This is a genomic window from Vibrio nigripulchritudo (assembly GCF_027924785.1).
Taxonomy (GTDB): Bacteria; Pseudomonadota; Gammaproteobacteria; order Enterobacterales; family Vibrionaceae; genus Vibrio; species Vibrio nigripulchritudo.
The window spans coordinates 2,554,298-2,567,000 of the sequence record NZ_AP027049.1 but is presented as its reverse complement, the minus strand read 5'-3'; the positions used below and the strand labels follow the sequence as shown (position 1 = coordinate 2,567,000).

Annotated in this window: 10 protein-coding genes; 3 read left to right on the top strand and 7 right to left on the bottom strand. The window is 47.2% G+C overall.

The annotated features are described in order from the left end of the window. Positions 1 to 31: 31 nt before the first annotated feature. The 7 genes from QMG91_RS11675 to QMG91_RS11645 all read right to left on the bottom strand — a co-directional run bounded on the left by QMG91_RS11675 (position 32) and on the right by QMG91_RS11645 (position 9,245). Positions 32 to 1,393, bottom strand: a complete 1,362-nt coding sequence (locus QMG91_RS11675; RefSeq protein ID WP_281826623.1) for an OmpP1/FadL family transporter — start codon at positions 1,391 to 1,393, stop codon at positions 32 to 34. Between the two features lie 18 nt (positions 1,394 to 1,411). After that, positions 1,412 to 3,715, bottom strand: a complete 2,304-nt coding sequence (locus QMG91_RS11670) for a patatin-like phospholipase family protein (RefSeq protein WP_281826621.1) — start codon at positions 3,713 to 3,715, stop codon at positions 1,412 to 1,414. A 39-nt stretch (positions 3,716 to 3,754) separates the two neighbouring features. Continuing rightward, a complete protein-coding gene (locus tag QMG91_RS11665; protein ID WP_281826620.1) occupies positions 3,755 to 5,356 on the bottom strand; it encodes a Dyp-type peroxidase in 1,602 nt (533 codons plus the stop codon). Then, complete coding sequence (locus tag QMG91_RS11660) at positions 5,356 to 6,045, bottom strand: hypothetical protein (protein WP_022601361.1); 690 nt, start codon at positions 6,043 to 6,045, stop codon at positions 5,356 to 5,358. Before QMG91_RS11660 ends, QMG91_RS11665 begins: the two co-directional genes overlap by 1 nt. Positions 6,046 to 6,060: 15 nt before the next feature. Continuing rightward, entirely contained in the window at positions 6,061 to 6,717 is a 657-nt protein-coding gene (locus tag QMG91_RS11655; RefSeq protein ID WP_281826617.1) for a hypothetical protein, read from the bottom strand. 108 nt (positions 6,718 to 6,825) lie between these two features. Next, positions 6,826 to 8,085 (bottom strand): cytochrome P450, encoded by a 1,260-nt coding sequence (locus QMG91_RS11650; protein ID WP_281826615.1) that lies wholly within the window; start codon positions 8,083 to 8,085, stop codon positions 6,826 to 6,828. Positions 8,086 to 8,357: 272 nt separating this feature from the next. Continuing rightward, positions 8,358 to 9,245: a LysR substrate-binding domain-containing protein gene (locus QMG91_RS11645; RefSeq protein ID WP_022590327.1), complete on the bottom strand. Its 888-nt coding sequence runs from the start codon at positions 9,243 to 9,245 to the stop codon at positions 8,358 to 8,360. A gap of 139 nt (positions 9,246 to 9,384) precedes the next feature. On the opposite strand from QMG91_RS11645, the gene QMG91_RS11640 reads away from it, so the two are divergent. From QMG91_RS11640 to QMG91_RS11630, 3 genes are all read left to right on the top strand, one after another. Continuing rightward, positions 9,385 to 10,728, top strand: a complete 1,344-nt coding sequence (locus QMG91_RS11640) for an aspartate aminotransferase family protein (RefSeq protein ID WP_281826613.1) — start codon at positions 9,385 to 9,387, stop codon at positions 10,726 to 10,728. After that, positions 10,716 to 11,534: a beta-keto acid cleavage family enzyme gene (locus QMG91_RS11635; RefSeq protein WP_281826611.1), complete on the top strand. Its 819-nt coding sequence runs from the start codon at positions 10,716 to 10,718 to the stop codon at positions 11,532 to 11,534. Before QMG91_RS11640 ends, QMG91_RS11635 begins: the two co-directional genes overlap by 13 nt. Before the next feature lie 171 nt (positions 11,535 to 11,705). Beyond that, the gene (locus tag QMG91_RS11630) at positions 11,706 to 12,650 is read left to right on the top strand and encodes a TAXI family TRAP transporter solute-binding subunit (RefSeq protein ID WP_045961621.1); all 945 of its coding nucleotides are present in this window, start codon (positions 11,706 to 11,708) and stop codon (positions 12,648 to 12,650) included. The last annotated feature ends 53 nt before the right edge of the window (positions 12,651 to 12,703 follow it).

Genomic DNA, 12,703 nt, shown 5'->3' with positions numbered 1-12,703 from the left:
GACTCCTCCTGGCAGTTAGGGCGTTCTACAATCAGAACGCATAGTTAAACTGCGCCATAAATATATGAGCGTATAGATCTAGATCTGCCGACAAAGTCCCACGTGGAATGTTGTTTCCACCTTCTAGGTCGATGGTGACAGGCGTAAATTTGATGAACTGGTATCCGAAGTCCAGTTTCACTTGTTCGCTGTATTGGTAGCTCATGCCTAAGCCAACATTCCAGCGATCATTGTTAGGTGCACGAGGGCTTACTGCATCCGCTGGTGTGGGGTTCCAGTCGTAGGCAAAACCCGTTCTCAGTTTGATGTCCTGACTGTACTGGTAGCCCATGCCAACAGCGACAAACCAACTGTCGTGCCAGTTATTATCGACAACGGTATCTGCAAGCCCATTACCATAGGTCACCGTTGTATCGGTAAAGGCGCTCCAGCCAAATCGGTTGGCGTTGCCATACAGTTCAAACTTGTCGTTCAGCTTATGCAAAACACCGATTTGAAGCATTGAGGGTGTAGCGATATCAAATTGAGCACTACCAGTTCTGCCGGTAATAGTGACGCCCAGAGCCGATGCGGCTGATACCAGTGCGGCGTAGTTCGTATCGCTTCCTGATAGCTCGACGTCACCATCAAATGAATGAGAGATCTTGGAGCGGTAAGATAAACCGAAGCGTGTATCTTCGGTCATCTGATATTCAGTACCCAAAGAGAACCCAAACGCGAGATCTTTACCCGTTATGGTACTGGTTACATCGGTGCTGATACTGGGAGAGGTGACAGAAGTCGCAACCATAGTGCCCAGTTCAACTGTGTAATATTGCATGTTGATGGAAGCCCCGACAGACCATTGGTCATTCAGTTGCCAGGCAACAGTCGGGCTGACGTTGTACGCGAACAGGGCGGTTTTCGTTGCGGTGTAACGTGACACTGCGGTGTCTGGATAATCCGATACATATGCGTAAGGTGCACCCACACTGATTCCCAACACCAATCCTGGTTGGTATTCATGGGTGAAATACAAGGCACTGCCGTATGCAGTGTCGATAGGTTGCTCTGGTTCGGCAGGGTAACCCGTTACGCTAACGGTTCCACTGCTGTATGGCGCGGTCGCGACGGGATTTTTTAACTTGGACGTCGGCATATCCAATACCCCACCAATAGAAAAGCGCGTGCCGTCGAACCGGGCGATAGAAGAAGGGTTAGAGAACATGGCACTGATATCGTTTGCCGCGGTTCCATTGGTCGAATAGGCGCTGCCTAAGCCTTCTGCACTTTGGTGCAAAAAGTGATAGCCATTGGCGTGAACTTTGACGGGCGCAAGCAGTAAAGCAGGCGAAATCAAAGTGGTTAAAGCCAGAGCTTTTAATGTGACGTTGTTTGAAGTTTTATTATTCACTTTTACTTATCCATAAGTTTATGCGCTTCGCCTTCCAGAGAACGAATCTTGTTGTACTTGAATTGATGACTCAGACGTAAATAACACCTGACTGGCAACTTCATAACCAAGTGCCCGGTAGGCTTCAAACTGAGCTTCATCAAAGAATTGATCGCCGGAAGACTGGTTAGGAAATTCTGGGTTTTTCGATTGGTAATTAGCGATGTAACGATAATGGTCGAAGTAGCCTCGGTAGTGAGCCGATTCATCATCCTTAAACTGAATCATGGTGGACTTGATATAGAGGATCTGACCCTTGCGACCGTTTTGATAGTCGATCTCCCCTACGGCGTAGGCGGTTTCTTTAGCTCGAATTTTGTCTAACCCAGACATGGAAATTTTTATTCCAAAGTCGGTTTGCACCATACGAATGGCGTCCATAAGACCGGAAAATGAAAAACTGGGGTCGGTTTCCGCATCTGAAACAATGATCAGTCTGCACTCGCGTCTTACCAGCTCATAGAGCCCGAGGTTTTCAAAATGCCCACCATCGGACAGATTGATATATGGGTGATTGGTATCAACCTTTCCTACCAGTTCGCGAAGGAAGTAACTGGGTCCGACCCGATTGGTCTGCAAAAGCTTTTTCCAGAAGGGAAGCGGGTTCTGGGATGCTGCCTGACGGACTTTACTTGGGTGTTTAACCCAGAAGTCGTAGCGAATATTGAGCATAGCCAGAAGGAACGTCAGTGCTTTGACCGTGTTTCTTCCCATGTTTGGCGCAACAGCGGCTCCAGATATTGCGGTTGCTGTCCCCAGATTTATGCTTGGCTGAGTGGCTTCTAAATCTTCAGTTTTACAATAACCTGTCTGATTGCTGCCGCTGTGGCACTTGGTGAAGACAAAGTTATCTCCGTGGCGATCCTTCCTGTAGGCATCATTGGTTTGTTCAGTATTGACCGTGCAGTTAATGATGGAAAAAGGTGTGAAATCGCTGTCGAGTTCCGATAACTTGATATTGTCTGTCTGTTCGACCGGCGCGTGGGGGGAAGGTCCACTTTTTCTGAAGATGTATGCTTTGCTTAAACGGTCTCGGTAAAAGCGGTTGACTGCTGTGAAGTTGGCGCTTCCAGTGAAATGGTTGAGTAACAGTAACACCGCACACAATACCATCACACCTTGATAGCTAGTGTGACCAGAGAGCAAATCACTGCCAACATCTAACACGACCAGCCAGCATGCGAATACAGCCGAGAGACCAATGATTCCTACAACGAGTTGGTTGCTGACCTTGCTAAGGTTAGAGACAATTTTGGCAAGGACAAGGCTGCACAGAGCAGCAATAACAACACCACTTAACCCCATCTGCTGAAGCGATACACTCCAGGTCACTACACTCTGATAGGCGCTGAGCGCCAGTGGCTGAGTTTCAATCACGGCTGAGCCAAAAACAGCGGCGACATTGATAGCAATGGCATAAGTAATGGTGTTTCTCCAACGCCATGACTGGTTTTCAGCTGGCAAAGCTTCACTGAATCGGGTGGTGATTGAGGACACGATATAGTTGATAACCAGAGCAAATATCAGTGTTTTGGTTATTGGGTAAAGTGTTCCTACTCCCAATTGACCAAGCCAGGCAGAGTAGCTGCTGTAAATCCCAAGCGGAGAAGCGACTAACATCGCGGTTAACATGGCAAACATCAACAGATAGGGCATAACGACCAGAGCGTTCAGAACAATCCCGCGCAAAAATATCGCGGGTACGCGAATCGTATCCAGTCCGCCGTTGGGTGCCATATAGTTGGAGTTATTTCGAAGATGGCGAAATTCACTGGGTTCGACATCGCCTTGTTGATGAGTAAACAGCTGGCTGACCGCTTCCTCTTTTTTGTCGGCGTTCTGAGAGTCAGACGAAGCGCCCGACATGGTGCTGGCTAATGCTGCACCCATGTAGCCACCACCAGATACGGTAGATAAATAGTCGACACAATTGAGTAAGCCACTTTTCTTTAACCCTTGAATTACTCCTAGGTTAAATGTCGCAGAGCGAATCCCACCACCAGAAAAACACAAACCAACCAAGCCAGGGTGAAGAACGTTAGAGTCTTCTTGCCACCTTGCTTCCTGCTCTGGTGCTTTCAGATTATTCAACACGTGGTTCAGAGGAGCAGAGCGCTGCTCGCAAGGAGTCAGCGTCTGCTCAAAATCGGGCAGCGAACGGGGGGAACGCTCGGTTGCCCGACCATCTCTGTTTATTACCTTGCGCTGCAAGACGTGTTTCAATTCTTCCGGTAGTACAACCTGGTGAAGGTAATGGTTATGCTTTGTTCTCTGGTCAGCCATCTGACGTCCTTGTCATCATTTGCACATTTTCAACAGCGCTTAAGTTGGATCGACAATGCCATCAGCAATCATTCGAAGTGCTGTAAGGCTTGGAATAAAGAAATAGTCACCACCTCGAGTCTCTACAAACCGAGGGATATGAGAGCAGAAGAAAGGTTTCTTCCCGGTATTTTTGTCGCCCTGTATCGACATGGTTCCGTCGGTCGAGACACCGGGTTTGTCAGACATATTGCCGATAATCGGGTCTTTCTCGTTGGAAAGTTTGAAGTCGTTGCCGTAGTTCATCCACTGTTGCTGTACAAACTCAAACTGACGCTCGATGTCTGCATTAAGTGCCATAAAGATGATGCCGTGATTACCAGAATCGGTAGCAGTGGTTTCTTGCTTGCCGTATGGAAGCCCTCTGCGCAGCATACGCCTACGGTTGACCAATGCTCCCGGTGTATTGAATGCACCTTTCACTCCGAATTCCAGTGAGCCTCTTGGATTTGCCCTACGAACGTGCGCGCCCATCGGGCAGCCAGAACCTTTAAGATCATCCTCGTAGTTGTAAGCCGTTAACTGTCGCTTCAAGTCGTTGTATTTCTGAATATTCTCTGGTGTCGGGTTATCTTTCCGGTTTTGCTTTGCTTCCTCATAAGCGCGCCCGAATTCCTCGGCTTGTTTCTCTGTAGGGAAAGAAGTAACCGGCGCTCCGTTTTTCCATCGACCCACAAATTTGGCAGACAAAGCTTCTTTACCGCCTTCAAAATCTTTACCGACTTCTTCGCAGTATTGATGAAAGGAAGCTACGTTCTGATGGAGTTTTCTGTACACCATAAAGGTGCCATTTTTGCCCAGCATGGGGGGCATCGGAGCTTTGGGGTATTCGAAAGCTTCATCTCGGTGACCAAGAATGAACTCTCCTGTTTCTAGTGGCTCCCAGCCTTCCATTGTTGCGGGGTCTTCACCCGTTGGTTTTCCTGCACCCAGCACTCTTTCTGGCGGTGCGCCAGTTCCTTTGAAGAAAGGATCGCTAATGCCATCGACATAGCCAAAGTGTTCTTTTGGCGTAGGATCGCCATTTTCAATCAATGCCGCAGCGTCCTGATAAGGGAGTAACTGACCGTCGTCAGCCCGATGCCCTGTTAGCAGGGCGACGCCAGCGTCACAAATTTCAATTAGCCGCAGCAATTCTTTGTAACGGATTTCCACGTCTTCTGGCGTCTGACCGTTGATGGACATCCAGATATGTACTTTTTGCGGATCTTCCCATACAGGATCCCAGTGCTCTGGACTGCTGGTTAAGTCATCACCCAAAATGTCTTTTCTCGCTGGCATGCCCATGGCGAAAGCCTGAGGAAATGTCTGAAGTGACTTCTGTGGCACACCCAATGCTTTTAAACCTGCGAACGTGAAACCGATATTGGTCGTCGCCAACGGCTTTTTAACTGGCTCATGATTGGGCGCGATGTGACCCCATGGCACAGATGATGTAATGCGATCAGTCAGTTGCCTCAGAAATCGCCTGGCGTCAGATTCTTTACGTACGGTGAGGAAAAGGTAACGCGCATATGGATAGCCGTATCGACCATAGCCTTTGACGATGTTTCCCTGAATATCATGCAGATCGAGCTTTGTAGGTGTTGAGTCTTGAGACATTATTCGATCTCCAGTGATGGTGTCGTTTCGTTGCTTGTACTTGGCTGGGTATAGATGTGCACGGTGTCTGCGACTTCTTCCAGACTGCTTGCGCCTGCACTCCAGCTAGGGGATGAGAGATTGTCGATGTCGATAGCACGAACAAACTGATGAAATGCTTGTTGCAGCTCTTCCGCGCTCCTGCCTTGATTGGCGTAGACAAAGCGCGAAAACTCCTGCTTGAGATAGAGGCTTTTTAGCTGAGCTTTAAGAGACAGATCGTTTGAACCATTAAAGAAAAGCTGGTTGTCTATCTGACATTTCTTAATGTATTCGACAAATTTTTCAGCGCTATCGACCTGATCAAACGCAACGCAATGTTGCCAGATAGCTTTTACATCCGCTTCTGCACAGCGCCACATATCATGTAGATAGGAATCCAAATCGCCATAGAAGTTAGTACTGAATACCAGATACTGGGATTGCAAATGTTCTTCACGAGCCGGGTAACCCTGATAAAACACGTCTGCTAGAACATAGAATCGGGCGAGATATGTATTGGGTACTTTTGCCATCGGGCTAAACCGATTCAAAGGGAGAGAGTTCAGATGATCTCTTAATAGCGCTCCGTAAGATGTATCGTTTTTGCAGCCGTTAATGATCGGGCTTAACACCGTCAGGCCGTAGGCATTGCCGCTTTTATTTGCCATTAAACTTTCCTCCTGTCAGCTGGCTTGTGCCAGACGTTTTTCTACCGCGTCTGCCGACAGGCTGACAATCGGGGCTGGTGCCATCATGCCAATGTGATCTTGCAGATCGAGCGTGAGTGCTTCATATCGCTTCTTAAAGTCATCAGCAGTTTCATTGGCAGGTGTGCTTTTAATGAAATCAGACAGAGAATCACGAACCTGCTGACCGGACTTCACATCATTAGAAGCCGCCATTGGGTAAGCGCTGTAGTAGTGATTGGTCCAGACCTGGTTGTAGGTGATGTAGTCATGAAAAGGTTGCAGAGGAACAGAACCCGGGTATTTCACATTCTTGTACCAGAACAGATTCAGCCCTGAAGGTATGGAGCTGTGGAATGAGTCCACATATTGTGCCCAGCTTCCATTAAAGTTACTGAAGAAAAACATGTAGCTGTACTTGATGGTCTCTTTGGGCTGATCTTCCGACAGGCGTGGGAATTCACTGGGTTTTACGATTGCCCAACGCGCGTAATGGATCAGAGAAAGGGTGAGGAGACCGTTCAGAGAAGCGCCAACCAAGCTCATGGCATTTGAGTTGACTGCCCAGAATATGAATTTGTTGAGCCAGCGCCAGTACCACTTAATTGGCGTGACCACATTCATCGCATACGCCTTTCCTGCAATATTTGACATGCTTTGTTCCTGTAATGTGTTTTTTATCCAGATAGAAGGTAGCTTAATCGTTCAGTTTGGCACTGCTGCGTTGCCTGTTTCGATATGCAGAACGAGAGCTGAGTATCATTATGCGACCTTTGATGGTTCTGCTTCCTTGCTTTCTTGTTTCGTCTTAACAGCGGGACGGGTCATAATCTCATGGGTAACCGTGAGGCTAATGGGATAGGGCTGGCGATAAGTCACCTGACCTTCCTTGCCTGCCGCTCGCTGAACGTGTTCACACTTCAATATGGCTTTAAGAATGTTAGGTATCTGAATCAGGTTGATGTACTGACCGAAGCAGGTGTGCATTCCATAGCCAAAATGCATGTAAATATGCCTTGGTCTGTCGAGCTTAAAGGATTTGGGTGAACTCACATCACGACCATCCATCATGGCAGACTGAGTAGCGACGAATACCTGACTTCCTTTTTTGATTTTTTTAGCGCGCCAAGTCCCTTTGGCAATGGTGTAATCACAGTTAGCGGTTCTGAGCAGCCCCGCTCCGAACGGAGTAAATCTGAGTGTTTCAAGCACAAACTGTTGCAACGTATGCATATCGTCCAGATGTGCTGCGCGTTGTGCCTGTTTGTACAGCTCGGGTCTGTCTAACAGATAGTCCAATACCTGTATGACGCATTTTGATGTGGTTGGCACAAGCCCGATGATAATACCAATCAGGTTATTTCGGATATCGATGTCCGTCATCCCGGGCGTACCGGATTCCTGAAGCTTCAGGCACCTGCCAAGAACATCGTCTTTTTCAGGTTGTTGTTTTCGCTGTTTGATCAGTTCATCGATGTGAGCCCTAAGCTCCGCGGCATCGCGAATGGCGGCGTCCTCAACTTCTTTAGGGCAATCCGGATAGAAGAGGTATTGAAAAAGGTTACAGGTCCAGTCAAACAGGGTCTTAGGCTCTAAGCCAGATACGCCAAGGTATTCTGCTGTGAACTGACTCGGTACAACACTGGTGAGCTTCGAAACCAGTTCAATGCGCCCAGAACTTTTTTCCATAATGACGCGAGCCATTTTCTCGGCCATCGGGTTAACGATTTTCTCTAAATCGTCTCTTCTTGCCACGAGCCGCATGTTGGATACGTCTCGGGTGTAATCAGGAATATCATCCATACCGAGGAAGAAGTTTTTTCCATCGGTAATAATTCGCATTTTTTCGGCATAAGTAACGCCCAGCTCGTTTGGCCGTGAAAGGGCTTCCTGAACGTCTTTGAAGCGGGTTATCACCGCATTGTTTTTATAAATGACATTCGGTTGAATGAATCTGAGGATGGAAAATACCAAGGGGACATTATTCGATGCCCACTCTTTAAGCCGTGTTGTTATGCTCATAATCTCTGCCAATAGACGTAGTTGCCGTGTAAACGGTGAGAGTCTTCGCTTCATCCGATTTACACTGGTTTTTATAATCAACCCACTCATTTACGGTGAGTCTTAAATTAACTATATCGGCGTGTAATGCGGTAAAGAGAAATTATTTACATACTTGGATCATTGGAAACAATGACTGTAATTGATATGAAACTAAATGGTACGCAATGTTGATCTTTACATAAAAAATGAACATTCAGGCATAAAAATTCGCTGGATGATTTTTATTTCACTCAGATGTGAGCTATGAGTGAATGAATCCACCGAACAAATGCTGAAACATTTTGCTCGCTGAGTTTGTAGCTTGGGCATATCAGATAGTAGCCATACGGGCTCTCAAAATTCAGTCCAAGCGGATTTACCAACCTTCCAGCCTCCAATTCTTTTTTCACTATAAATTCAGGCAGTAATGCGACTCCACAGCCTCTTTGTAGCAGGGGAATCGACATGTAAAAGTGCTCGTACGCGACGGGGTAGTAATTCGGGGTGAATTCAATTTGATATTGCCTGAACATCAGTTCCCAAAGTTGTGGACGGGTCGATTGAGGTAAAAGCGGCTGACGAAAAACTTCCTCTACTGATCTTAGATTTTTCAGCGAAGGGTGAGCGACCAGTATGAGCTTTTCTCTAAATAGCCATTCCGAATGCTCATAATGCTTGGCAATCGGTAAGCATCGGATTGACATGTCTGCATCGTTTCCTCCCTTAGGCAAGCGACCATCTCCAGTATTTACAGATAGCCGAATAGTTGGGTTTTCGGTCAGAAAATCATGAATCTCCGGCAAAAGCCAAAGGTTGGCGACAGAGGGAGAGATATTCAAATGCAGGGTACTGGTGTCTGACTGAGACTGCTGAATTTCGGCACTGGCAGCCTGAATGGCTTCGAGACCAGGGACTACTTTAGTCAGGTACAAATTACCAGCTTCGGTAAGCTGTAACCCGTTTCCATTACGGATGAAAAGTGCCTGTCCGAGTTGAGATTCTAAAGATTGGATTTGTTTACTGATTGCTCCCTGAGTGATGTGAAGCTGCTTTGCAGCTTCAGAAAAGCTCAGGCAGCGCGCCGCAACAATAAAGGCTTGTAGCGATCGACTTGAGGGTAAGTGCTTAGTCAGTTCCATTGACGATCTCTCTTTTCTTTACCCAAATCCATATCGGGAGGGTATTCCATATGCTCATACCTCTGAGAATAATTCGCTTGTTGATAAAATACAAAGCGATATCTTGGTTACATATTAACCGCCCAAGAGGACGAGTGTTATGACTCAGCTTATCCATCGCCACTGTCACCACCAGCCGCCTGTCGCGCAGCGAGGCGAAGGCGTTTATCTGTTCGATCAGGCAGGTAAACGTTACTTCGACGCCTGTGGAGGTGCAGCGGTGTCTAATTTAGGTCATAACAACCCAGTCATTAAGCAGGCAATTTCTCAGCAGCTTGACTCGTTGCCTTTTGTTCACAGCGGTTTTTTCACCACTGAAGTGGCGGAAAAACTCGCCGAGAAGCTGGTCCAACTGAGCCCTGAACCTCTTAATCATGTGTATCTGGTTAGTGGAGGTTCGGAGGCGGTAGAGTCTGCTCTTAAGCTGGCTCGCCAATATTTCCTTGAGCAAGGAAAAGAGAGCAAGTCCCAGTTTATTGCCCGCAGGCAAAGCTATCACGGCAACACACTGGGGGCATTGTCGGTTGGTGGAAACGAATGGAGACGTGCTCCTTTCAGACCTTTACTTAAAGCTACTCATCACATCTCGCCTTGTTATCCTTATCGAGATAAAAAAACGGACGAAACCGAATTTGAGTATGGTCAGCGAGTTGCCAACGAGCTGGAACAGACTCTGTTGGGCGTTGGTGCTGATAACGTGATGGCTTTTGTGGCTGAAACCGTCGTGGGAGCCACCGCAGGTTCGCTTGCTCCGGTTGAAGGTTATTTCAAACGAATTCGGGAAATCTGCGACAAATACGATGTGCTGCTGATTTTAGATGAAGTGATGTGTGGCGTTGGAAGAACAGGCAGTTTTTACGCATTCGAACAAGAGGGCATTGTGCCGGATATGGTGACGATTGCTAAAGGGTTAGGGGGAGGTTACCAGCCGATTGGTGCGACTGTAGTGAGTTCGAAAATATATCAGACAATTGCACTGGGGACGGGGTACTTTCAGCACGGTCACACCTTTAACGCGCACCCCATGGCTTGTGCCTCTGCATTGGCAACCGTTACAGAGATCGTTGATGGTCATTACCTCAAGCGGGTAAATTCATTGAGTGAAAAGCTGTTCAAAGAGTTGAGGACCCGATTTGACCATCACCCTAACGTTGGAGATATCCGCGGGCGCGGGCTGTTTATCGGTCTTGAACTGGTGGAAGAAAAAGCCACAAAGACTCCTTTTTCGCCGTCTAGCCAGCTAGAGAAAAAAGTCAAAGCAACAGCGATGGAAAAAGGGTTGATGTGTTACCCAATGAAAGGAACCATAGACGGACAAAATGGGCACCATGTATTACTCGCGCCTCACTTTATCATGTCGGATGAGCAGGTATTTGAGCTGGTAGATAGGTTGGAGGCAACGTTAGAAGCCCTCTTTGCTGAGGAACTGGTATGCCAGCCATAATTGTTGCTCCGAATGGTGCCAGAAAACAGAAGAAAGACCACTTAGCATTACCCGTTTCTATTGATGAAATTGTTCAGGATGTTAAAGCTTGTCAGGCTGCCGGAGCTGCAATGGCGCACGTTCACGCCAGAACCTCTGATGGGCAATATACCTTGGGTATTCGGGAAAATGCTGCTTTGCTGGAAGAGCTGTTAGCAGAAGCCGGCAAAGATATTCTGATTCAACTGACAACAGAAGCTGTAGGGCAATACACTCCCTATGAACAGATGATGCTGATTGAAAAAGTTCGTCCTCCTGCGGTTTCCTGCGCAGTCAAAGAGCTTATTCCTGATAGCAAAGCCGAACCAACCGCCAGAGACTTTTTCCGCCTTGTGAATGGTCAGAACATTCTGGTTCAGTGGATTGTCTATGACCCGAATGATCTTGCCCGTTATTTCCGGCTTCTTGAAAGCGGCGTTATCCCTGCAACCAATCAACATTTGCTATTGGTGTTGGGGCGATATTCGAAAGGCTTACAATCCCACCCTAAAGATTTACTCCCGCTCCTGACTCCTGAACTGATGAGTTCAGGTATTCGTTGGGGGGCTTGTGCGTTTGGTCCAATGGAACAGCAATGCCTTTTGTCTGCTATGTTATTGGGTGGGGACGCTAGGGTCGGATTTGAAAATAACCATTTTTTACCAAATGGAGAAATGTCTCCGGGGAACGAATATCAGGTAACTCAACTTGTTCGTCAGGCAAAGGCGCTTAACCTTAGCGTGATACCTTCTGAACAGTTTGAGTCAAAATTGAGAAGTAGCGAATAACTTCATGTTTTAAGATGAAAATTTCGCATCCTCATATAGAGTGTGGTATTTGTTAAAGTTGTAAAACTGACGTAAACGGAACTATGTTTCCAGAGACAAGACGCATGTGTGTTGCATGCAAATCAACAGAAGGAAAGGGATATGACGTTCTTTAAAACGGCTTGTGTTGTGATGGGGCTGAGTGGCGCATTAGGTATGGCGGCATCTGCTAACGCTGCAGACGACTTCGTAACTATCGGTACGGGTGGTGTTACTGGTGTTTATTACCCAACTGGAGGTGCTATTTGCCGTCTGGTAAACAAAGGGCGTAAAGATCATGGCATCCGCTGTTCTGTAGAGAGTACGGGTGGTTCGGTGTACAACATCAACACAATTCGTGCTGGTGAACTGGATTTAGGTATCGCTCAGTCAGACTGGCAATACCATGCATACAACGGTTCAAGCAAATTTGAAGACAAAGGACCATTTAAAGATCTTCGTGCTGTGTTCTCTGTTCACCCAGAACCGTTTACCGTGGTTGCTCGTGCAGACAGTGGTATCAAAAAGTTTGAAGACCTGAAAGGCAAGCGTGTCAACATTGGTAACCCGGGCTCTGGTCAGCGCGGAACCATGGAAGTGCTGATGGGCGAACTTGGCTGGACAATGAAAGACTTTAAACTGGCTTCGGAGCTGAAAGCGTCTGAGCAGTCTAAAGCACTGTGTGACAACAAAATTGATGCGATGATTTACACCGTTGGTCACCCAAGTGGTGCAATTAAAGAAGCGACAACTTCTTGTGACAGTGTGATTGTAGAAGTAAGTGGCGCGGCTGTAGACAAGCTGATTCAAGACAACAGCTTCTACCGTGTAGCAACTATCCCAGGTGGCATGTACCGCGGTAACGACCAGGATGTGACTACGTTTGGTGTGGGTGCAACGTTCGTAAGCTCGACTGCTGTGAAAGACAAAGTGGTGTACGAAATCGTAAAATCAGTGTTTGAAAACTTTGACACATTTAAGCGTCTTCACCCAGCTTTCAACAACCTGAAGAAAGAAGAAATGGCGAAAGACGGTCTTTCCGCACCACTTCATGCGGGTGCAGAAAAATACTACAAAGAAGCGGGTATTATTAAATAACCTCGATTCGTAATATCAATTTCAAAGCCCACCTGAACAAGGTGGGCTTTTTC

Coding starts and splice junctions, on each gene's coding strand:
- QMG91_RS11650 (WP_281826615.1), bottom strand. CDS start 8,085: ATGAGCATAACAACACGGCTTAAAGAGTGGGCATCGAATAATGTCCCC.
- QMG91_RS11660 (WP_022601361.1), bottom strand. CDS start 6,045: ATGGCAAATAAAAGCGGCAATGCCTACGGCCTGACGGTGTTAAGCCCG.
- QMG91_RS11630 (WP_045961621.1), top strand. CDS start 11,706: ATGGGGCTGAGTGGCGCATTAGGTATGGCGGCATCTGCTAACGCTGCA.
- QMG91_RS11665 (WP_281826620.1), bottom strand. CDS start 5,356: ATGTCTCAAGACTCAACACCTACAAAGCTCGATCTGCATGATATTCAG.
- QMG91_RS11670 (WP_281826621.1), bottom strand. CDS start 3,715: ATGGCTGACCAGAGAACAAAGCATAACCATTACCTTCACCAGGTTGTA.
- QMG91_RS11635 (WP_281826611.1), top strand. CDS start 10,716: ATGCCAGCCATAATTGTTGCTCCGAATGGTGCCAGAAAACAGAAGAAA.
- QMG91_RS11640 (WP_281826613.1), top strand. CDS start 9,385: ATGACTCAGCTTATCCATCGCCACTGTCACCACCAGCCGCCTGTCGCG.
- QMG91_RS11645 (WP_022590327.1), bottom strand. CDS start 9,245: ATGGAACTGACTAAGCACTTACCCTCAAGTCGATCGCTACAAGCCTTT.
- QMG91_RS11655 (WP_281826617.1), bottom strand. CDS start 6,717: ATGTCAAATATTGCAGGAAAGGCGTATGCGATGAATGTGGTCACGCCA.